Genomic DNA, 20,106 nt, shown 5'->3' on the forward strand with positions numbered 1-20,106 from the left:
AGTGCGCATGCAAAACTTTAAGAATCAACGAGAGGATTCACCATGTCTGTAATTAAGATGACCGATCTGGATCTGGCAGGTAAACGCGTTTTCATCCGTGCCGATCTGAACGTACCTGTTAAAGATGGCAAAGTGACCAGCGATGCGCGTATTCGTGCTTCTCTGCCAACCATCGAACTGGCACTGAAACAGGGTGCGAAAGTGATGGTAACCTCTCACCTGGGTCGTCCGACCGAAGGCGAGTACAACGAAGAATTCTCTCTGCTGCCGGTTGTTAATTACCTGAAAGACAAACTGTCCAGCCCGGTACGTCTGGTTAAAGACTACCTGGACGGCGTTGAAGTGGCTGCAGGTGAACTGGTTGTTCTGGAAAACGTTCGCTTTAACAAAGGCGAGAAGAAAGACGACGAAGCACTGTCCAAAAAATACGCTGCACTGTGCGACGTCTTCGTGATGGATGCATTCGGTACGGCTCACCGTGCTCAGGCTTCTACCCACGGTATCGGTAAATTCGCAGACGTAGCTTGCGCAGGTCCACTGCTGGCTGACGAACTGGAAGCACTGGGTAAAGCACTGAAAGAACCCGCACGTCCAATGGTTGCTATCGTTGGTGGTTCTAAAGTGTCTACCAAACTGACCGTTCTGGATTCCCTGTCTAAAATCGCTGACCAGCTGATCGTTGGTGGTGGTATCGCGAACACCTTCGTTGCCGCTCAAGGCCACAACGTGGGTAAATCCCTGTATGAAGCAGACCTGGTTGACGAAGCTAAACGCCTTCTGACCACTTGCGATATCCCAGTCCCAACTGACGTGCGCGTAGCAACCGAGTTCTCTGAAACAGCGACCGCGACGCTGAAGTCTGTTAACGACATCAAAGATGAAGAGCAGATTCTGGACCTGGGCGACGTGTCTGCACAGAAACTGGCTGACATCCTGAAAAACGCGAAAACCATTCTGTGGAATGGCCCGGTTGGCGTGTTCGAATTCCCTAACTTCCGTAAAGGGACTGAAATCGTGGCTAACGCAATCGCAGACAGCGAAGCGTTCTCCATCGCAGGCGGCGGCGACACTCTGGCGGCTATCGACCTGTTCGGTATTTCCGACAAAATTTCCTACATCTCCACTGGTGGCGGCGCATTCCTCGAATTCGTGGAAGGCAAAGTTCTGCCAGCAGTAGCAATGCTCGAAGAGCGCGCTAAGAAGTAAGCCATTCATGGGCAGGGAAACCTGCCCAAATTTCAGCGTGCTTTTTAGAGCTCGCACCTTTTCTAACGGCCGAAGATACAGGACTACGTAACATGTCTAAAATTTTTGATTTCGTAAAACCTGGCGTGATCACTGGTGATGACGTTCAGAAAGTGTTCCAGGTAGCAAAAGAAAACAACTTTGCTCTGCCGGCAGTTAACTGCGTGGGTACCGACTCCATTAACGCCGTACTGGAAACCGCTGCAAAAGTTAAAGCTCCGGTTATCGTACAGTTCTCTAACGGCGGCGCTGCGTTCATCGCGGGTAAAGGCGTTAAAACTGATGTTCCTCAGGGCGCAGCAATCCTGGGCGCTATCTCTGGTGCGCACCACGTACACCAGATGGCTGAGCACTACGGTGTTCCAGTTATCCTGCACACCGACCACTGCGCGAAAAAACTGCTGCCATGGATCGACGGTCTGCTGGACGCGGGTGAAAAACACTTCTCAGCAACCGGTAAGCCACTGTTCTCTTCTCACATGATCGACCTGTCTGAAGAGTCACTGCACGAAAACATCGAAATCTGCTCCAAATACCTGGCGCGCATGTCCAAAATGGGCATGACCCTGGAAATCGAACTGGGTTGCACCGGTGGTGAAGAAGACGGCGTGGACAACAGCCACATGGACGCTTCTGCACTGTACACCCAGCCAGAAGATGTTGATTACGCGTACACCGAGCTGAGCAAAATCAGCCCACGTTTCACCATCGCGGCATCTTTCGGTAACGTACACGGCGTTTACAAGCCAGGTAACGTGGTTCTGACTCCAACTATCCTGCGCGATTCTCAGGAATATGTTTCTAAGAAACACAACCTGCCGCACAACAGCCTGAACTTCGTCTTCCACGGCGGTTCCGGTTCTTCTGCTCAGGAAATCAAAGATTCCGTAAGCTACGGTGTAGTGAAAATGAACATCGATACCGATACCCAATGGGCAACCTGGGACGGCATCCTGCAGTACTACAAAACCAACGAAGCTTACCTGCAAGGCCAGCTGGGCAACCCGAAAGGCGAAGACCAGCCGAACAAGAAATACTACGATCCACGCGTATGGCTGCGTGCTGCCCAGACTTCTATGATTACCCGTCTGGAGCAGGCATTCAAAGAACTGAACGCGGTTGACGTTCTGTAATTTGAGTTGCTGAAAAGCGTTAAAAAGGTCCGCATTTGCGGGCCTTTTTTTATGCCTTTTCAACGGGCTGCCACTGCCGATTGTGTGATCTGTTTGGCATAATCAGCACTTTTTGTTTACCCTTTACTGACCTGCCTGTCTCCCAGTGAGATGGATTTTTTGTCTGGATTAGCAAAAGGAAGAATGAATGGATGATCTCGGTGTAGTAGATGGCATCAACAACGCGGGCACCTGGCTGGTGCGCAACCAGGCGCTACTGCTGAGTTATGCGGTGAATATCGTGGCGGCGATTGCGATTATTATCGTCGGGATGATCGTGGCACGCGTGGTGTCCAATGCGATCAACCGCGTGATGCGCGCGCGTCAGATTGATGCCACGGTGGCAGATTTCCTCTCCGCGCTGGTGCGCTACGGCCTGATTGCCTTTACGCTGATTGCTGCGCTTGGGCGCGTCGGTGTACAGACGGCCTCCGTCATCGCGGTACTCGGTGCTGCGGGTCTGGCTATCGGTCTGGCCCTGCAGGGTTCACTGTCGAACCTCGCCGCAGGCGTGCTGCTGGTGACTTTCCGCCCGTTCCGCTCCGGTGAATACGTCGATTTAGGCGGCATTGCCGGGACCGTGCTGCAGGTGCAGATTTTCTCCACCACCCTGCGCACCGTTGATGGCCGTATCGTTGTGGTGCCGAACGGTAAAATCATCGCCGGAAACATCATTAACTTTTCCCGCGAACCGGTACGTCGCAACGAACTGTTGATCAGCGTGGCGTATGATTCCGATATCGATAAGGTGAAAGCGCTGCTGACGAATATCATTGAGTCGGATGTTCGTATCATCCAGGACCGCGAGAGAACTGTTCGTCTGAACGAACTCGGTGCTTCGTCGATCAATTTCGTGGTACGCATCTGGAGCAAAAGCAGCGACTTGCAGGAAGTTTACTGGGACGTGCTGGAGCGCATTAAGCGTGAATTTGACGCCAACGGTATTAGCTTCCCGTATCCGCAGATGGACGTGAACTTCAAGCGCGTGAAAGAACACGCGAGCGAATAAACCCGTTCTGACAAACAACGCCCGCGCGTGAATACCGGCGGGCGTTTTTTTATCTCAGTGTCTGGTTAATAATGCTGCTGACGCCCTGCATCAACAGTCCCGCATCACTGATTCCTTTGTTTTCCTGCTGAGTGACCCATTCGGCCTGAACCTGCTGGTACCCGGTGGCGGTTTGCCAGGCTTTCAGCTCGTCGTTTGTCAGGTAATGAATGGTCGCGCCTTCTCGTTTCATCGCGTTGGTCATCTCGGCCAGATTAGCCTCTTGCGCTGCGCCAAGACGTTTTTGCGTAGCGGCGGCCGCACGTCTGATGGCACCGCGATCCTTGACGTCGAGGCTGTCCCACACCGCTTTATTCATCACCAGCAGATATACGTGTCCGAGCCACAGGGAAGGAGAAAGCTGAATATAAGGCGCGGTCCGCTCGGCGTGAATATCGTGCCCGCTGTCGAGGTTAACCATCAGGCCGTCAAGCTGCCCGCCCTTCAGCGCATCGGTAATGTGCTCATTCCACGGCATATTCACCGGAACGCCACCCGCGTTACGTAAAAATGACTGATGCCAGAAACTGGCCGTTCGCCATTTACTTGCGTTCAACTGATCGAGTTTCACATTGGGTTGGGTGGTGAAAAAACCTACCGGATACCCGAGGAAAAACTGCAGGTTTATCACGTTATTTTTTTCAAGCTCGTTCCCGAACTGGCGATAATCCTTGAAGATGCGCTGAAAGGCGGCAGCCTGGGCATTACCGCTGGCAGGCCCAAGAGGGAAGCTCTTAAATATCTGGTGCCGTGGAAGGAGATCGGGCGTGTATTCGGGGACGACAGTGCCCATATCCGCAACACCGCCCTGGCTGATGGTCGTTAGTGCGTTATAGCTGGTGGACAGCTCGCCGTTCCAGTGGGCGTCGATTTTCAGGCGACCGAGGGATTCCGTCTCAATCGCTCTAAAAAAAGTCTCTTTTATGAGCCGGGTACGCATGTTTCCGTACGGTTCATGATCGGTATAGCGTAAGGTAGTGGTCGCGCTGGCGGTGGCAGCCCACAAGCAGGTAAACACCCATGCGGCGCAGTAAAGTAAAGCCTTCGCGTTATGCTTCATATCCATTCCTTTGGTACGGTTGCTGATACCTTCAGCATACGCTAAATCCGGAGTTAAAACGTTTGTCAGAATCTCAATACGGCATCATTAGGGTGGCTAATTAGGGATTAATATTATCAATTTCCTCTAATGAAGATCTCGCAGTATAGTCTGCCGTAACGACAATCGTGTAAGAGTATTTCTCCATGTTATCTTATTACTTTCAAGGTCTTGCGCTAGGCGCAGCCATGATTTTACCGCTCGGTCCCCAAAATGCGTTCGTCATGAACCAAGGGATTCGTCGACAGTATCACCTGATGATCGCCATGCTCTGCGCCGTCAGCGATTTGCTGCTCATTTGCGCCGGGATTTTTGGCGGCAGCGCGCTACTGATGCAATCGCCGTGGCTGCTGGCGCTGGTGACCTGGGGTGGCGTAGCGTTCCTGCTGTGGTACGGTTTTGGCGCTCTGAAAACCGCCATGAGCAGTAACCTGGAACTTGCCAGCGCAGAAGTGATGAAGCAGGGACGCTGGAAGATCATCGCCACCATGCTGGCGGTGACCTGGCTTAATCCACACGTTTATCTGGATACCTTCGTGGTGCTCGGCAGCCTGGGCGGTCAGCTGGATGTCGAACCTAAACGCTGGTTCGCGCTGGGAACCGTGAGCGCTTCCTTCCTGTGGTTTTTTGGTCTGGCGATACTTGCCGCCTGGCTTGCTCCGCGCTTACGCACCGCCAAAGCGCAGCGCATCATTAATATTCTCGTCGGCGTGGTGATGTGGTTTATCGCGTTCCAGCTGGCGAAAGAGGGCATTAGTCACGTACAGGTATTGTTCAACTAAGCGTTGTCTTATGGACAACTGAAGCAGACGCGCTAAGCTTGCTGGCATGCGCCCTTAGGTGGGCACTTCGCAACATGGAGGAATAACAGTGAAGTTTAAAGTGATGGCCCTGGCGGCATTAGTCAGTTTTGGTGCAGTATCGGTACAGGCAAACGAATTGCCAAATGGACCGCACATTGTCACTTCCGGTACAGCAAGCGTGGACGCTGCTCCCGATGTTGCAACCCTTGCGATTGAAGTGAACGTGGCGGCAAAAGATGCTGCGTCAGCCAAGAAACAGGCCGACGATCGCGTTGCGCAATATCTCTCTTTCCTTGAGCAGAACGGCGTTGCTAAGAAAGACATTAACTCGGCGAATCTTCGCACCCAGCCAGATTACGACTATCAGAATGGTAAAAGCATTCTGAAAGGCTATCGCGCCGTGCGTACGGTGGAAGTGACTGTACGTCAGCTCGATAAGCTGAACTCGCTGCTGGATGGCGCGCTGAAAGCGGGTCTGAACGAAATCCGCTCCGTGTCACTGGGCGTTGCGCAACCGGAGAAATACAAAGACGAAGCGCGCAAAGCGGCGATTGACGACGCAGTACGTCAGGCAGAGCAGCTGGCTTCTGGCTTCAAATCGAAGCTCGGCCCGGTGTATAGCGTGCGTTACCACGTCTCTAACTACCAGCCAAGCCCAATGGTTCGCATGATGAAGGCCGATGCTGCGCCGGTTTCCGCTCAGGAAACTTACGAGCAGCCGACCATTCAGTTCGACGATCAGGTGGATGTGGTCTTCCAGCTGGAACCGGCACAGGGCCAGCAGCAACAGCAGGCGCCTGCGCAGTAATCAATGACAAAAAAGCCGGGGTAACCCGGCTTTTTTATTAATCCTGTCTCAACACCTTATGCCCGTAGGCCAGCAGTGCATCGGTGACGTTGCGCATCATGCGGCTCTCCGGCGCAAAACGGTGCCAGTACAACATCCGACGCTGATACAGCCCCGGCGTTAAGTCGATAAGTTCACCGCTCTTCAACTCTTTCTCAATCTGCAAATGCGGGATCATACAGCAGGTCGTCCCCTGACGGGCCAGCTGCACGAAGGCTTCAGACGAATTCACGATATGACAGGGCACGCTGCCCGGCGGTAGGTCGAAGTTCTGTTGTAAGAACGCCTGATGCATATCGTCGAGATGATCGAAGGCCACGGCAGGGGCTTTCAGCAGCGCGGCACGGGTGACGCCATTCGGGAAATAACGCTCAGCAAACTCTTTTGAGCCGACAAAAAGATAGTCCAGCGCACCGAGCTGATCGACCAGGCAGCTTGGCAACGCCTGTGGCTGGATACTGACTGCACCCACCACTTCGCCACGACGCAGCCGCTCCTGAGTACGGGTTTCATCTTCCACCTGCAGATTGAGGCGGATAGGCGAATCGGCCAGCACCGAGGAGAGGGCGGGCAGCAGCCAGGTGGCCAGACTGTCGGCGTTCACCGCCAGCGAGAGCAGCAGCGGCGTGGAACCGGTCTGTTCATCGCCCAGCCACTCCTCTTCCAGCAGCTCAACCTGACGCAGCAGGGCCAGCAACTTCTGCCCTTGTTCCGTCGGACGTGGCGGAACGGTACGCACCAGCAGCGGTTGTCCGAACATATTCTCAAGCTGTTTGATTCGCTGTGATACGGCGGATTGAGTGATGCACAGCTTCTGCGCTGCGCGCTCAAAACCTCGTTCACGAATGACGGCATCAAGCGCCTGTAGTGTTCTGTAGTCCGGACGTTTCATTGCGGGGCAGTACTCCTGAATTTTGCTGATTCTGCACTATGACACAAATTTACCTTTGTGACAGACCAATTCCGACCACATCGGATCTGTCAGGGCTTTGCTCGGTAATGTGACACCGGTCACAGGGACATTCCCTGCCTGCCTGTTCTATAATACGCCCTGAGTTTTCACACCACAGGCAAAAAGATCATGACGCAGGATGAACTGAAAAAAGCAGTAGGATGGGCCGCTCTCCAGTACGTACAACCCGGTACCATTGTCGGTGTCGGTACTGGCTCGACCGCCGCACATTTTATTGATGCGCTCGGCACGATGAAAGGGCAGATCGAGGGCGCAGTATCCAGCTCCGATGCTTCCACGGAAAAGCTGAAAAGTCTCGGCATTACGGTCTTCGATCTTAACGAAGTCGATCGTCTGGGGATTTACGTTGATGGCGCTGATGAGATCAACGGCCATATGCAGATGATTAAAGGCGGCGGTGCTGCCCTGACGCGTGAAAAGATCATCGCTTCCGTCGCGGATAAATTCATCTGTATCGCGGATGCGTCTAAGCAGGTGGATATTCTCGGTAACTTCCCGCTGCCGGTTGAAGTCATTCCGATGGCGCGCAGCGCAGTGGCGCGTCAGCTGGTGAAACTGGGCGGTCGTCCGGAATATCGCCAGGGCGTGGTGACTGACAACGGTAACGTTATCCTCGACGTTCACGGTATGGAGATCATGGACGCCGTGGCGATGGAAAATGCCATTAACGCCATCCCAGGCGTAGTGACGGTAGGGCTATTCGCCAACCGTGGCGCGGATGTGGCGCTGATTGGCACCGCTGACGGCGTGAAAACCATCGTAAAATGATCTGACGGGGGAGCGTTCCCCCGCTAAATATTTTTTCAAAAGCGAAATTCGGTGACTTGTGTCACGTTTTTTGACCTGTTCTGACGATCCTGCCGCTTTCCTGATTATCCACAGCATTTTCCTCTGACATTTCGCCCTGGATGACTTTTCTTCAGAGTGACGACGCAAACGTTCATATTGCTGCAATAGTTTTTTTTGATATGTTGGCGGGAGCGGATTTAAATCCAGCACAACATCAGTTCAGACAAAACAGGGTCGGGTAAATGGCAAAGGTATCACTGGAAAAAGACAAGATTAAGTTTCTGCTCGTCGAAGGGGTGCATCAGAAAGCACTCGATAACCTTCGTGCAGCAGGGTACACCAACATCGAATTCCACAAAGGCGCGCTGGATACTGAGCAGCTGAAAGAATCCATCCGTGATGCCCATTTCATTGGCCTGCGATCCCGTACTCACCTGACTGAAGAGGTTATTGCCTGCGCTGAGAAGCTGGTGGCTATCGGCTGCTTCTGCATCGGTACCAATCAGGTTGATCTGAATGCGGCAGCCAAACGCGGCGTGCCGGTCTTTAACGCACCTTTCTCCAACACCCGTTCCGTGGCGGAGTTAGTGATTGGCGAGCTGCTGCTCCTGCTGCGCGGTATTCCGGAGGCGAACGCCAAAGCCCACCGCGGTGTGTGGAACAAGCTGGCGTCCGGCTCGTTCGAAGCGCGCGGTAAAAAGCTGGGGATTATCGGCTACGGCCATATCGGGACGCAGCTGGGAATTCTGGCCGAATCTCTCGGCATGAATGTCTTCTTCTACGATATCGAAAACAAACTGCCGCTGGGTAACGCGACCCAGGTGCAGCATCTTTCCGATCTGCTGAACATGAGCGATGTGGTGAGCCTGCACGTGCCGGAAAACGCCTCCACCAAAAATATGATGGGTGCGGAAGAGCTGGCGCTGATGAAACCGGGCGCACTGCTGATCAATGCCGCTCGCGGTACGGTAGTGGATATTCCTGCCCTGTGCGATGCCCTGAAGCGTAAGCATCTGGCGGGCGCGGCTATCGACGTCTTCCCGACAGAACCTGCCACCAACAGCGATCCGTTTACCTCTCCGCTGTGTGAATTCGACAACGTGATCCTGACGCCGCACATTGGCGGTTCGACTCAGGAAGCGCAGGAGAACATCGGTCTGGAAGTGGCGGGTAAACTGAGCAAGTATTCCGATAACGGTTCTACGCTGTCTGCGGTGAACTTCCCGGAAGTGTCTCTGCCGCTGCACGGCGGTCGCCGTCTGCTGCATATCCACGAAAACCGTCCAGGTGTGCTGACCGCGATTAACCAGATTTTTGCCGAGCAGAGCGTCAACATCGCCGCGCAGTATCTGCAAACTAACTCGCAGATGGGCTATGTGGTTATTGATATCGAAGCAGATGAAGATGTGGCGGAGAAAGCGCTGCTGAGCATGAAGGCGATCCCGGGTACGATTCGCGCGCGTCTGTTGTACTAATCTGCGGTTTGCTGTGTCGGGTGGCGCTGACGCCTTACCCGACCTCTCTGGCGAATACAAATCGTAAGCCGGGTATGGCGTAGCCGCCACCCGGCTTTATTGTTTATTTCACCACTCCCACACTTTCGAAGGCGTCACCACTGCGGGCAGCGGAATATCCCATTTTTCCACCGGCAGCGCTTTTACGCCCTGACAATCATGGGCATAGCCCACCGGCTGCAAACCATACTGCTGCCAGTTTTGCAGCGTGCGATCGTAAAATCCTCCGCCCATCCCCAGACGTTGACCGCTTTCATCAAAAGCCACCAGCGGCGTGATCAGCACGTCCAGCTCGCTCAGGGGGAGGACATCGCGCACATCGAGTTTGGGTTCGCTAATTTTCAGACGGTTCACCACCAGTTCGCTGTGCGGATGGTAGTGCAAAAACAGCAGATTGCCCGGACTGAACGGGTGCAGCACCGGCAGATAGACCTTTTTCCCGGCGCGCCAGAGTTGTTCGATCAGCGGTTGGGTATCCAGCTCGCCGTCAAACGACAGAAACAGGGCGACGGTATGGGCCATAACCACAGGGGGATACGCCATCATACGGGCGGCAGCGAGCTGGGCGAAATGCGTTTGTTGTTCGGGCGAAAGCGCTCGACGATGTTTGCGGATTAACTGACGGATGTCTTGTCGGGAAGCAGGGACTTCAGGAAATTGAGTCATGATGCTTGAAGGTAGTAAAGAAGGGGAATCTCCGAGATGCCGCCGCAGGCTGTAACCCTTGAACCCTTGGTTCAAGGTGAATGTGTCGTCATAGTCTTAAGGCTTCTCGGACGAACCGAGCATGCTCACCGACCATGGAGCGCCACATTCTTGTGGTATGAAATATCGGCTCAGGGGACTGGCCCGCTTGCGAACATCTCAGAGAAATTTTGTCTTCACAGTCACTCTACCATAGTCAACTGCAAAGTGTTATTCAAACTTTTGCACCGGCCTTTCGGGAGTGCGACCCTGATCAAGCAGCGCTTGTTCAATGGTCTGTTGGAGCATTTTAATGCGTTGCTCCATGCTCGCCGCGTAGTCGCGGGTCTTCGCTTTTTCCTGAGTTAATTCATAGCTGATGTTCAACGCGGCGATGAAAACCAGCTGCTCAGTATTTGTGACTCTAGTGCGTTCTTTTAGATCTTGCAACCGCTGATTCAAATCATCCGCAGCCTGATTCAAAGCATCCCTTTGTTCAGGCGGACAATTCACTCGCAGCGAACGGCCAAAAATTTGGAGATCGACGGGTTGTGCAGACATGCCACCTTCCTGCTGATTGACTGCGCGACCTTCGCACATGGCCCGGGGGCTGCGAAGGGGCGACACTATAGCTACCCTGATATGAAGATACAAGCCCTTTTCTGGTATCTCCAGGGTCCAAAGTGGTAGCATATCATGAATATTCCTCCAACGATGACGAATGCGCATGTCTATACAGAACGAAATGCCTGGTTACAACGAAGTAAGCCAGTTACTTAACCAGCAGGGCGTGGGTTTGACCCCTGCTGAAATGCACGGTCTGATCAGTGGCATGCTGTGCGGCGGAAACAGCGACAGCTCATGGCAGCCGCTGCTTCATGACCTGACGAACGAAGGTCTGGCCTTTGGTCACGAGCTTGCTGAAGCCCTGCGCAAAATGCACTCGGCGACCAGTGATTCTCTGGAGGACGATGGCTTCCTTTTTCAGCTTTATCTGCCTGATGGCGACGACGTTAGCGTCTTCGATCGTGCCGATGCGCTGGCAGGCTGGGTAAACCACTATCTGCTGGGTCTGGGCGTTACGCAGCCTAAGCTCGATAAAGTCACTGGCGAAGCGGGTGAAGCGATCGACGATCTGCGCAACATCGCGCAGCTGGGCTACGACGAAGACGAAGATCAGGAAGAGCTGGAAATGTCCGTCGAAGAGATTATCGAGTACGTACGCGTCGCGGCGCTGCTGTGCCACGACACTTTTACGCGCTCACAGCCGACCGCACCGGAAGTCCGCAAACCGACCTTACATTAAAAAAAGAACGCACAGGAGGGTGTCATGACTCAACAGGAGTTTCTTCGCCGCCGCCAGGCGCTTTTAGCCCACATGCAGCCGGGCAGCGCGGCACTGATTTTTGCCGCACCGGAAGCCACACGCAGCAATGACAGCGAATATCCCTATCGCCAGAGCAGCGATTTCTGGTACTTCACCGGCTTTAATGAGCCTGAAGCGGTACTGGTGCTGATTAAGAGCGATGACACCCACAACCACAGCGTTCTCTTTAACCGCGTTCGCGATCTGACTGCCGAAATCTGGTTTGGCCGCCGCTTAGGGCAAGACGCCGCGCCAGAGAAACTCGGCGTGGAACGCGCGCTGGCTTTCAGCGAAATCAACGAGCAGCTCTATCAACTCCTCAACGGTCTGGACGTGGTGTATCACGCTCAGGGCGAATACGCTTACGCCGATGAACTGGTGTTTGCGGCGCTGGAAAAACTGCGTAAAGGCTCTCGTCAGAATTTATCGGCACCCGCGTCCCTGACGGACTGGCGCCCAATCGTTCATGAAATGCGGCTGTTTAAATCGCCGGAAGAGCTGGATGTGATGCGCCGCGCGGGTGAAATCAGTGCGCTGGCCCATACCCGCGCCATGGAAAAGTGCCGTCCGGGGATGTTCGAGTATCAGCTCGAAGGCGAAATTCTTCATGAATTCAACCGCCACGGGGCGCGCTTCCCGTCCTACAACACGATTGTGGGCGGTGGGGAAAATGGCTGCATCCTGCACTACACCGAAAACGAAAGCGAACTGCGCGACGGCGATCTGGTGCTGATCGACGCCGGTTGTGAATATCGCGGTTACGCCGGTGACATCACCCGCACCTTCCCGGTGAACGGCAAATTTAGCCCTGCGCAGCGCGCTGTTTACGACATCGTGCTGGAATCACTGGAAACCGCGTTAACGCTGTTCCGTCCGGGAACCTCCATTCAGGACGTGACTGGCTCGGTGATCCGCATCATGGTGAACGGGCTGGTGAAACTGGGCATCCTCAAGGGCGACGTGGAAGAGTTGATTGCCGACAACGCCCACCGCGCGTTCTTTATGCACGGCCTGAGCCACTGGCTGGGGCTGGATGTCCACGATGTCGGCGGCTACGGTCCGGAGCGTTCGCGCACCCTTGAGCCGGGCATGGTGTTAACCGTCGAACCGGGCCTGTATATCGCGCCCGATGCGGATGTCCCTGCCGAGTATCGCGGGATTGGTATTCGTATTGAAGACGACATCGTAATCACCGAAAACGGCAACGAAAACCTCACGGCTTCCGTGGTCAAAAAGGCCGATGAGATCGAAGCTCTGATGGCGGCGGCGCGCGTATGAGCGTGATCATTGTGGGCGGTGGCATGACGGGGGCGACGCTCGCGCTGGCCATCTCACAGCTGACGCACGGCCAGCTCCCCGTTCACCTGGTTGAAGCCGTTGCGCCGCAGACGGCGCAGCATCCAGGCTTTGATGCCCGCGCGATTGCGCTGGCGCAGGGGACCTGCCAGCACCTGTCGCGCTTGGGTATCTGGCAGGCGATTGCCGAGTGTGCGACGTCAATCAAAACCGTTCACGTCAGCGATCGCGGCCACGCCGGTTTTGTTACGCTCGATGCCCAGGATTACCACATTAATGCCCTCGGGCAGGTGGTCGAACTGCACGACGTGGGGCAGCGCCTGTTCCGCTTATTGCAGGATGCGCCTGGCGTGACGCTGCACTGCCCGGCGCGCGTCGCAAGCTTCACCCGCAGTGACGCTGGGGTGAGTGTGACGCTGGATAACGGCAACGTGCTGGACGGCAAACTGCTGGTGGCCGCAGACGGCTCCCGTTCTGCACTTGCCACCCAATGCGGTATCGAATGGCAGCAGCAGCCTTATGGTCAGGCGGCGGTGATCGCCAATGTTTCCACCGCTGTGCCTCATCAGGGCCGCGCCTTTGAACGGTTTACCGAGCACGGCCCACTGGCGATGCTGCCCATGTCGGCTGGCCGCAGTTCGCTGGTCTGGTGCCACGCATTGGATGCTATGGATGACGTGATGGCCTGGTCAGATGCGCGTTTTTGCGATGAGCTGCAAAAAGCCTTTGGCTGGCGTTTAGGGCGAATCACCCACGCCGGGAAACGCGCCGCCTATCCGCTGGCATTGACCACCGCATCGCGCTCCGTGTCTCATCGTGTGGCGTTAGTCGGGAATGCGGCGCAAACCCTGCATCCGATTGCCGGGCAGGGGTTTAACTTAGGATTACGCGATGTCATGAGCCTGGCGGAGACGCTGGCGCAGGCATGGCAGGATCGCGACGATTGCGGTGCTTACTCCGTGCTTTGTCAGTATCAGAAACGCCGTCAGGCAGATAAAGAGGCGACCATCGGAGTGACCGATGGCCTGGTGCATCTGTTCGCGAATCGCTGGGCGCCGCTGGTAGCCGGGCGCAACGCGGGCCTGATGGCGATGGAACTATTCATTCCGGCACGCGACGTGCTGGCGCAGCGAACTCTCGGTTGGGTCGCTCGTTAAGGAGTTACTAAGTGCAGAATGTTGATGTTGCCATTGTCGGCGGCGGAATGGTGGGGCTGGCGCTGGCCTGTGGTTTACAGGGCAGCGGCCTGCGTGTGGCGGTGCTTGAACATAAGCCGCCGCAGCCTGTTGCGCAGGACGCACCGCCAGAGCTACGCGTGTCGGCCATTAACGCCGCCAGTGAAAAGCTGTTAACGCATCTCGGCGTCTGGTCAGAGATCACCGCGTTTCGCGCCAGCTGCTACCACGGGATGGAAGTGTGGGACAAAGACAGCTTCGGCCATATCGCGTTTGACGATGAAAGCATGGGCTACAGTCATCTGGGCCATATCGTTGAAAACGCGGTGATTCACCACGCTCTGTGGCGTAAAGCCCAGAGCTGTTCCGACGTCACCCTGATGGCGCCCGCGCAGGTGCAACAGATCGCCTGGGGCGAAAACGAGGCGTTTCTAACACTGCAAAGCGGCGATATGCTGACCGCGCGGCTGGTCGTGGGTGCCGATGGCGCAAACTCCTGGCTGCGTAACAAAGCGGATATTCCGCTCACCTTCTGGGATTATCGTCATCATGCGCTGGTGGCCACGATCCGCACGACCGAACCTCACGGCGGTGTCGCGCGTCAGATTTTCCACAATGACGGCATCCTGGCGTTTCTACCGTTAAGCGATCCGCATCTGTGCTCCATCGTCTGGTCACTGGTACCGGAAAAAGCGCAGCAGATGGAGGCGGCGACGCCTGACGCATTTAATCAGGCGCTGTGCATGGCCTTTGATAACCGTCTTGGGCTGTGTACGCTGGAAAGTGAACGCCAGCTTTTCCCGCTGACCGGACGCTACGCGCGGCAGTTTGCCTCGCACCGTCTGGCGCTGGTGGGCGATGCCGCACACACTATTCATCCGCTGGCCGGGCAGGGCGTGAATCTGGGCTTTATGGATGCCGCAGAACTTATCGACGAACTGCGTCGTCTGCATCGTGAAGGCAAAGACATTGGTCAGCATTTGTACCTGCGCCGCTACGAGCGCAGCCGCAAACACAGCGCGGCGATGATGCTGGCGGGGATGCAGGGCTTCCGCGAGCTGTTTGCCGGTAACAATCCGGCGAAAAAACTGCTGCGCGATGTTGGACTGAAACTGGCGGATACGCTTCCCGGCGTCAAACCGCAGCTCCTTCGCCAGGCGATGGGGTTAAACGATCTCCCTGAGTGGCTGCGTTAAGCACTAAACGTTAAATTAGACCCCCATCACACTTTCCTCTCCCGGCCTTTGTGCCGGGATGTTTCCCTCGTTTGAAATATTCTAATTCCACGCCTCTTTTCGCATTAGATTATCTAATGTCGTGTTTTTCTCATGACGGAAATTAGCCGCGTTTTTCCACAGAAAATATCAGCCTGTGCTAAATATTGTGAAATTAAAGTTAATTTAATGCGGGGTAAATCGCATTTTGCCAGTGAATAACTCTGTAGGCTTTTCAGCGTTTTTTGGTCATAAGCTAATGTGATGACCCGCTTTAGCTTATGGTTAATCGCCGATTTCGGTGGTAAGTTCAGGGGAAAGAGAACGTTTGCGTCGGCGTCCAGGAGTGATACCGACGCCGGGTTTCGTGGTGAAATTTCGCGCGAAACACAAGATTGCCCCGCTCTGCTAAATCAACGAGGACAAGATGGCTCAACAGACTCCTTTGTACGAACAACACACGTTATGCGGCGCGCGCATGGTGGATTTCCATGGCTGGATGATGCCGCTGCATTACGGCTCGCAGATCGATGAGCACCACGCCGTGCGCACCGATGCCGGGATGTTCGACGTTTCCCACATGACCATTGTCGATCTCCGCGGCAGTCGCACCCGGGAGTTTCTGCGTTATCTGTTGGCGAACGATGTCGCCAAACTCAAAACGCCAGGCAAAGCGCTCTACACCGGGATGCTGAATGCCTCCGGCGGCGTGATTGATGACCTGATCGTTTATTACTTCACTGAAGATTTCTTCCGCCTCGTTGTTAACTCCGCCACCCGCGAAAAAGACCTCTCCTGGATTTCTGAACACGCCGCCAAATACGCCGTTGATATCACCGTACGTGACGATCTTTCTCTGATCGCCGTTCAGGGTCCTAACGCGCAGGCTAAAGCCGCTTCTCTGTTCAGCGAAGAGCAACGTAAAGCGACCGAAGGTATGAAGCCGTTCTTCGGCGTTCAGGCAGGCGATCTGTTCATCGCGACGACCGGCTACACCGGTGAAGCGGGCTATGAAATTGCGATGCCGAACGAGAAAGCCGCCGATTTCTGGCGTGCGCTGGTTGAAGCCGGTGTCAAACCTGCGGGCCTGGGCGCGCGCGATACGCTGCGTCTGGAAGCCGGGATGAACCTCTACGGTCAGGAGATGGATGAAGGTATCTCTCCGCTGGCTGCCAATATGGGCTGGACCATCGCATGGGAACCGGCTGACCGCGATTTTATTGGCCGTGAAGCGCTGGAACTGCAGCGTGAGAAAGGCACCGATCAGCTGGTCGGCCTGGTGATGAAAGAGAAGGGTGTGCTGCGTAACGAGCTGCCTGTGCGTTTCACCGATGCCAGCGGCAATCTTCATGAAGGCATCATTACCAGCGGCACATTCTCACCGACGCTGGGCTACAGCATTGCGCTGGCGCGCGTACCGGCCGGGATTGGCGAGACTGCCGTGGTGCAGATCCGCAACCGTGAAATGCCGGTCAGCGTGACTAAACCGATTTTTGTTCGCGCCGGTAAACCGGTCGCCTAATCATTTTTTATCAGGAGAATTCCAATGAGCAATGTGCCAGCAGAACTGAAATACAGCAAAGAACACGAATGGCTGCGCAAAGAAGCCGACGGGACTTACACCGTTGGGATCACCGAGCACGCACAAGAGTTGCTGGGTGACATGGTGTTTGTGGACCTGCCGGACGTCGGCGCGACCGTGAGCGCGGGCGACGACTGCGCTGTTGCAGAGTCGGTGAAAGCCGCGTCTGACATTTACGCGCCAGTGGGCGGCGAAATCGTGGCCGTAAACGACGCCCTGAGCGACTCCCCGGAGCTGGTTAACAGCGAGCCGTACACCGGCGGCTGGATTTTCAAAATCAAAGCGAACGACGAAGCAGAAGTTGAAGCTCTGCTGGATGCAACCGCGTACGCAGCACTGTTAGAAGACGAGTAATTGCTTTTCACCCTCTCCCGAAAGGGGGAGGGGATCCTAATATCACCGCACGTTTAGGAACCATCGCTCATGACACAGACTTTAAGCCAGCTTGAAAACCGTGGCGCCTTCATTGAACGTCACATTGGGCCGGATGCTCAGCAACAGCAGGAGATGCTGAAGACAGTTGGCGCGGATTCGTTAAACGCACTGATCGGCCAGATCGTGCCCAAAGACATTCAGCTCGCCACGCCGCCGCAGGTAGGTGACGCGACCACTGAATACGCCGCGCTGGCAGAGCTGAAGGCAATCGCCGGTCTCAACAAGCGCTTTAAGTCTTACATTGGCATGGGCTACACCCCGGTGCAGTTACCGCCGGTGATCCTGCGCAACATGCTGGAAAACCCAGGCTGGTACACCGCCTACACGCCTTATCAGCCGGAAGTGTCTCAGGGCCGCCTGGAGGCGCTGCTGAACTTCCAGCAGGTGACGCTGGATCTGACAGGGCTGGATATTGCCTCTGCATCTCTGCTTGACGAAGCGACCGCCGCTGCTGAAGCGATGGCGATGGCTAAGCGCGTCAGCAAGCTGAAAAACGCTAACCGCTTCTTCGTGGCGGCAGACATTCATCCCCAGACGCTGGACGTGGTCCGCACCCGTGCGGAAACCTTCGGGTTTGACGTGATTGTTGACGATGCGGAAAAGGTTCTGGATCACCAGGATGTGTTTGGCGTGCTGTTGCAGCAGGTTGGCACCACCGGTGAAGTTCACGACTACAGCAGCCTGATTACTGAGCTGAAATCCCGCAAAATTGTGGTCAGCGTGGCCGCTGATTTTATGGCGCTGGTATTGCTCACCGCCCCTGGCAAACAGGGCGCAGATATTGTCTTCGGCTCAGCACAGCGCTTCGGCGTGCCGATGGGCTACGGTGGTCCGCACGCGGCCTTCTTCGCCGCGAAAGACGAATTCAAACGCTCCATGCCAGGCCGTATTATCGGTGTGTCGAAAGACGCTGCCGGTAACACCGCGCTGCGCATGGCGATGCAGACGCGCGAGCAGCATATCCGCCGCGAGAAAGCGAACTCCAACATTTGTACCTCTCAGGTGCTGCTGGCCAACATCGCCAGCCTGTACGCCGTGTTCCACGGCCCGGTCGGCCTGAAACGCATCGCTACCCGCATTCACCGTTTTGCCGATATTCTGGCGGCGGGCTTGCAGCAGAAAGGCCTCAAGCTGCGTCACGCACACTTCTTCGACACCCTGTGTATGGAAGTGGCTGACAAAGCGGGCGTGCTGGCGCGTGCCGAAGCTGCCGAAATCAATCTGCGTAGCGATATTCTGAACGCAGTGGGTATCACCCTGAACGAAACCACTACCCGTGAAGACATCCAGGCGCTGTTCAGCGTACTGCTGGGTGATGACCACGGTCTGGACGTCGCTAACCTGGATAAAGAGGTGGCGCACGACAGCCGCTCCATTCAGGAAAGCATGCTGCGTGATGACGCGATCCTGGCCCATCCGGTGTTTAACCGCTATCACAGCGAAACCGAGATGATGCGTTACATGCACTCTCTGGAGCGCAAAGATCTGGCGCTGAACCAGGCGATGATCCCGCTGGGCTCTTGTACCATGAAGCTCAATGCCGCTGCGGAAATGATCCCGATTACCTGGCCTGAGTTCTCTGAACTGCACCCGTTCTGCCCGGCCGATCAGGCGGAAGGCTACCATCAGATGATCGGTCAGCTCTCCGACTGGCTGGTGAAACTGACCGGCTACGACGCGCTCTGCATGCAGCCAAACTCCGGCGCGCAGGGTGAATACGCCGGTCTGCTGGCGATTCGTCACTATCACGAAAGCCGTAACGAAGGGCATCGTGATATCTGCCTGATCCCAAGCTCTGCCCACGGCACTAACCCGGCGTCTGCGCAGATGGCGGGAATGGAAGTGGTCGTTGTTGCCTGTGATAAAAACGGCAACATCGATCTGGCCGATCTGCGTGCGAAAGCAGAGCAAGCGGGTGACAAGCTCTCCTGCATCATGGTGACTTACCCGTCCACTCACGGCGTGTACGAAGAGACCATCCGCGAAGTGTGCGAAGTGGTGCATCAATTTGGCGGTCAGGTTTACCTCGACGGCGCAAACATGAACGCGCAGGTGGGCATTACTTCTCCAGGTTTCATCGGCGCGGACGTTTCGCACCTGAACCTGCATAAAACTTTCTGTATTCCGCACGGCGGTGGCGGCCCGGGTATGGGACCAATCGGCGTGAAAGCGCACCTGGCACCGTTCGTTCCAGGGCACAGCGTGGTGCAGATTGAAGGCATGCTGACCCGTCAGGGCGCGGTCTCTGCGGCACCGTTTGGTAGCGCATCCATTCTGCCAATCAGCTGGATGTATATCCGCATGATGGGCGCGGAAGGGCTGAAGCAGGCAAGCCAGGTGGCGATTCTGAATGCGAACTACATCGCAACTCGCCTGAAAGACGCTTATCCGGTGCTTTACACCGGTCGCGATGGCCGCGTGGCGCACGAATGTATTCTCGATATTCGTCCGCTGAAAGAAGAGACCGGGATTAGCGAACTGGATATTGCTAAACGCCTGATCGACTACGGCTTCCACGCGCCAACCATGTCCTTCCCGGTGGCGGGTACGCTGATGGTTGAACCAACTGAATCGGAAAGCAAAGTCGAACTGGACCGCTTTATCGACGCGATGCTGGCGATCCGCGCGGAAATCGACCGTGTGAAACAGGGCCAATGGCCGCTGGAAGATAACCCGCTGGTGAACGCCCCGCACACTCAAAACGAGCTGGTGGCAGAGTGGAACCACGGTTATACCCGTGAGCAGGCTGTCTTCCCGGCAGGTGTGGCGAACAAATACTGGCCGACCGTGAAACGTCTCGACGATGTCTACGGCGATCGTAATCTGTTCTGTTCTTGCGTGCCAATGAGCGAATATCAGTAATA

The 20,106-nt window shown here is 55.5% G+C and carries 18 protein-coding genes and 1 other RNA gene; 14 read left to right on the forward strand and 5 right to left on the reverse strand.

All coding sequences use genetic code 11. From position 1 onward, the window contains the following. Positions 1 to 42: 42 nt before the first annotated feature. From pgk to mscS, 3 genes are all read left to right on the forward strand, one after another. Positions 43 to 1,206, forward strand: a complete 1,164-nt coding sequence (pgk, locus tag DAI21_RS08795; protein WP_100779013.1) for a phosphoglycerate kinase — start codon at positions 43 to 45, stop codon at positions 1,204 to 1,206. 92 nt (positions 1,207 to 1,298) lie between these two features. Next, positions 1,299 to 2,378 (forward strand): class II fructose-bisphosphate aldolase, encoded by a 1,080-nt coding sequence (gene fbaA, locus DAI21_RS08800; RefSeq protein WP_107702887.1) that lies wholly within the window; start codon positions 1,299 to 1,301, stop codon positions 2,376 to 2,378. A 187-nt stretch (positions 2,379 to 2,565) separates the two neighbouring features. Beyond that, entirely contained in the window at positions 2,566 to 3,426 is an 861-nt protein-coding gene (gene mscS, locus DAI21_RS08805; protein WP_100779015.1) for a small-conductance mechanosensitive channel MscS, read from the forward strand. 49 nt (positions 3,427 to 3,475) lie between these two features. On the opposite strand, the gene dctP is transcribed toward mscS, so the two are convergent. Beyond that, on the reverse strand, positions 3,476 to 4,525 hold the full coding sequence (gene dctP / locus DAI21_RS08810; protein WP_107702888.1) for a TRAP transporter substrate-binding protein DctP: 1,050 nt from the start codon (positions 4,523 to 4,525) through the stop codon (positions 3,476 to 3,478). A gap of 185 nt (positions 4,526 to 4,710) precedes the next feature. On the opposite strand from dctP, the gene argO reads away from it, so the two are divergent. Together argO and DAI21_RS08820 are read left to right on the forward strand one after the other, a co-directional pair. After that, positions 4,711 to 5,346 (forward strand): arginine exporter ArgO, encoded by a 636-nt coding sequence (argO, locus tag DAI21_RS08815; protein ID WP_100779017.1) that lies wholly within the window; start codon positions 4,711 to 4,713, stop codon positions 5,344 to 5,346. Between the two features lie 88 nt (positions 5,347 to 5,434). Continuing rightward, complete coding sequence (locus DAI21_RS08820; protein WP_100779018.1) at positions 5,435 to 6,175, forward strand: oxidative stress defense protein; 741 nt, start codon at positions 5,435 to 5,437, stop codon at positions 6,173 to 6,175. Between the two features lie 37 nt (positions 6,176 to 6,212). Here the strand turns inward: DAI21_RS08820 and argP are convergent, their stop codons facing one another. Continuing rightward, a complete protein-coding gene (argP, locus tag DAI21_RS08825) occupies positions 6,213 to 7,106 on the reverse strand; it encodes a DNA-binding transcriptional regulator ArgP (RefSeq protein ID WP_100779019.1) in 894 nt (297 codons plus the stop codon). Between the two features lie 189 nt (positions 7,107 to 7,295). On the opposite strand from argP, the gene rpiA reads away from it, so the two are divergent. After that, the gene (gene rpiA / locus DAI21_RS08830) at positions 7,296 to 7,955 is read left to right on the forward strand and encodes a ribose-5-phosphate isomerase RpiA (protein ID WP_100779020.1); all 660 of its coding nucleotides are present in this window, start codon (positions 7,296 to 7,298) and stop codon (positions 7,953 to 7,955) included. Positions 7,956 to 8,218: 263 nt separating this feature from the next. Continuing rightward, positions 8,219 to 9,451, forward strand: a complete 1,233-nt coding sequence (gene serA, locus DAI21_RS08835) for a phosphoglycerate dehydrogenase (protein ID WP_100779021.1) — start codon at positions 8,219 to 8,221, stop codon at positions 9,449 to 9,451. 108 nt (positions 9,452 to 9,559) lie between these two features. On the opposite strand, the gene DAI21_RS08840 is transcribed toward serA, so the two are convergent. The 3 genes from DAI21_RS08840 to zapA all read right to left on the reverse strand — a co-directional run bounded on the left by DAI21_RS08840 (position 9,560) and on the right by zapA (position 10,735). Continuing rightward, the gene (locus tag DAI21_RS08840) at positions 9,560 to 10,156 is read right to left on the reverse strand and encodes a 5-formyltetrahydrofolate cyclo-ligase (RefSeq protein ID WP_107702889.1); all 597 of its coding nucleotides are present in this window, start codon (positions 10,154 to 10,156) and stop codon (positions 9,560 to 9,562) included. A 24-nt stretch (positions 10,157 to 10,180) separates the two neighbouring features. Beyond that, positions 10,181 to 10,364: non-coding RNA, 6S RNA (gene ssrS / locus DAI21_RS08845), on the reverse strand. A 41-nt stretch (positions 10,365 to 10,405) separates the two neighbouring features. Then, entirely contained in the window at positions 10,406 to 10,735 is a 330-nt protein-coding gene (zapA, locus tag DAI21_RS08850; protein WP_100779023.1) for a cell division protein ZapA, read from the reverse strand. A 166-nt stretch (positions 10,736 to 10,901) separates the two neighbouring features. Here zapA and DAI21_RS08860 point away from each other — a divergent pair, with 166 nt between their 5' ends. From DAI21_RS08860 to gcvP, 7 genes are all read left to right on the forward strand, one after another. Then, positions 10,902 to 11,480 carry a YecA family protein gene (locus DAI21_RS08860; protein WP_123428885.1) on the forward strand — a complete coding sequence of 193 codons (579 nt, stop codon included), beginning with the start codon at positions 10,902 to 10,904 and terminating at the stop codon, positions 11,478 to 11,480. A 24-nt stretch (positions 11,481 to 11,504) separates the two neighbouring features. Continuing rightward, positions 11,505 to 12,818 (forward strand): Xaa-Pro aminopeptidase, encoded by a 1,314-nt coding sequence (gene pepP, locus DAI21_RS08865; protein ID WP_107702890.1) that lies wholly within the window; start codon positions 11,505 to 11,507, stop codon positions 12,816 to 12,818. After that, positions 12,815 to 13,993: a 2-octaprenyl-6-methoxyphenyl hydroxylase gene (gene ubiH / locus DAI21_RS08870; protein ID WP_107702891.1), complete on the forward strand. Its 1,179-nt coding sequence runs from the start codon at positions 12,815 to 12,817 to the stop codon at positions 13,991 to 13,993. Before pepP ends, ubiH begins: the two co-directional genes overlap by 4 nt. A gap of 11 nt (positions 13,994 to 14,004) precedes the next feature. After that, a complete protein-coding gene (gene ubiI, locus DAI21_RS08875; protein ID WP_107702892.1) occupies positions 14,005 to 15,207 on the forward strand; it encodes an FAD-dependent 2-octaprenylphenol hydroxylase in 1,203 nt (400 codons plus the stop codon). 445 nt (positions 15,208 to 15,652) lie between these two features. Beyond that, complete coding sequence (gene gcvT / locus DAI21_RS08880) at positions 15,653 to 16,747, forward strand: glycine cleavage system aminomethyltransferase GcvT (protein WP_102104702.1); 1,095 nt, start codon at positions 15,653 to 15,655, stop codon at positions 16,745 to 16,747. 24 nt (positions 16,748 to 16,771) lie between these two features. Continuing rightward, positions 16,772 to 17,161: a glycine cleavage system protein GcvH gene (gcvH, locus tag DAI21_RS08885; RefSeq protein ID WP_100779029.1), complete on the forward strand. Its 390-nt coding sequence runs from the start codon at positions 16,772 to 16,774 to the stop codon at positions 17,159 to 17,161. Between the two features lie 69 nt (positions 17,162 to 17,230). After that, the gene (gene gcvP, locus DAI21_RS08890; RefSeq protein ID WP_107702893.1) at positions 17,231 to 20,104 is read left to right on the forward strand and encodes an aminomethyl-transferring glycine dehydrogenase; all 2,874 of its coding nucleotides are present in this window, start codon (positions 17,231 to 17,233) and stop codon (positions 20,102 to 20,104) included. Positions 20,105 to 20,106 lie beyond the last annotated feature (2 nt).

It is taken from the genome of Lelliottia sp. WB101, from assembly GCF_003051885.1.
In the GTDB taxonomy this organism is placed as follows: Bacteria; Pseudomonadota; Gammaproteobacteria; order Enterobacterales; family Enterobacteriaceae; genus Enterobacter; species Enterobacter nimipressuralis.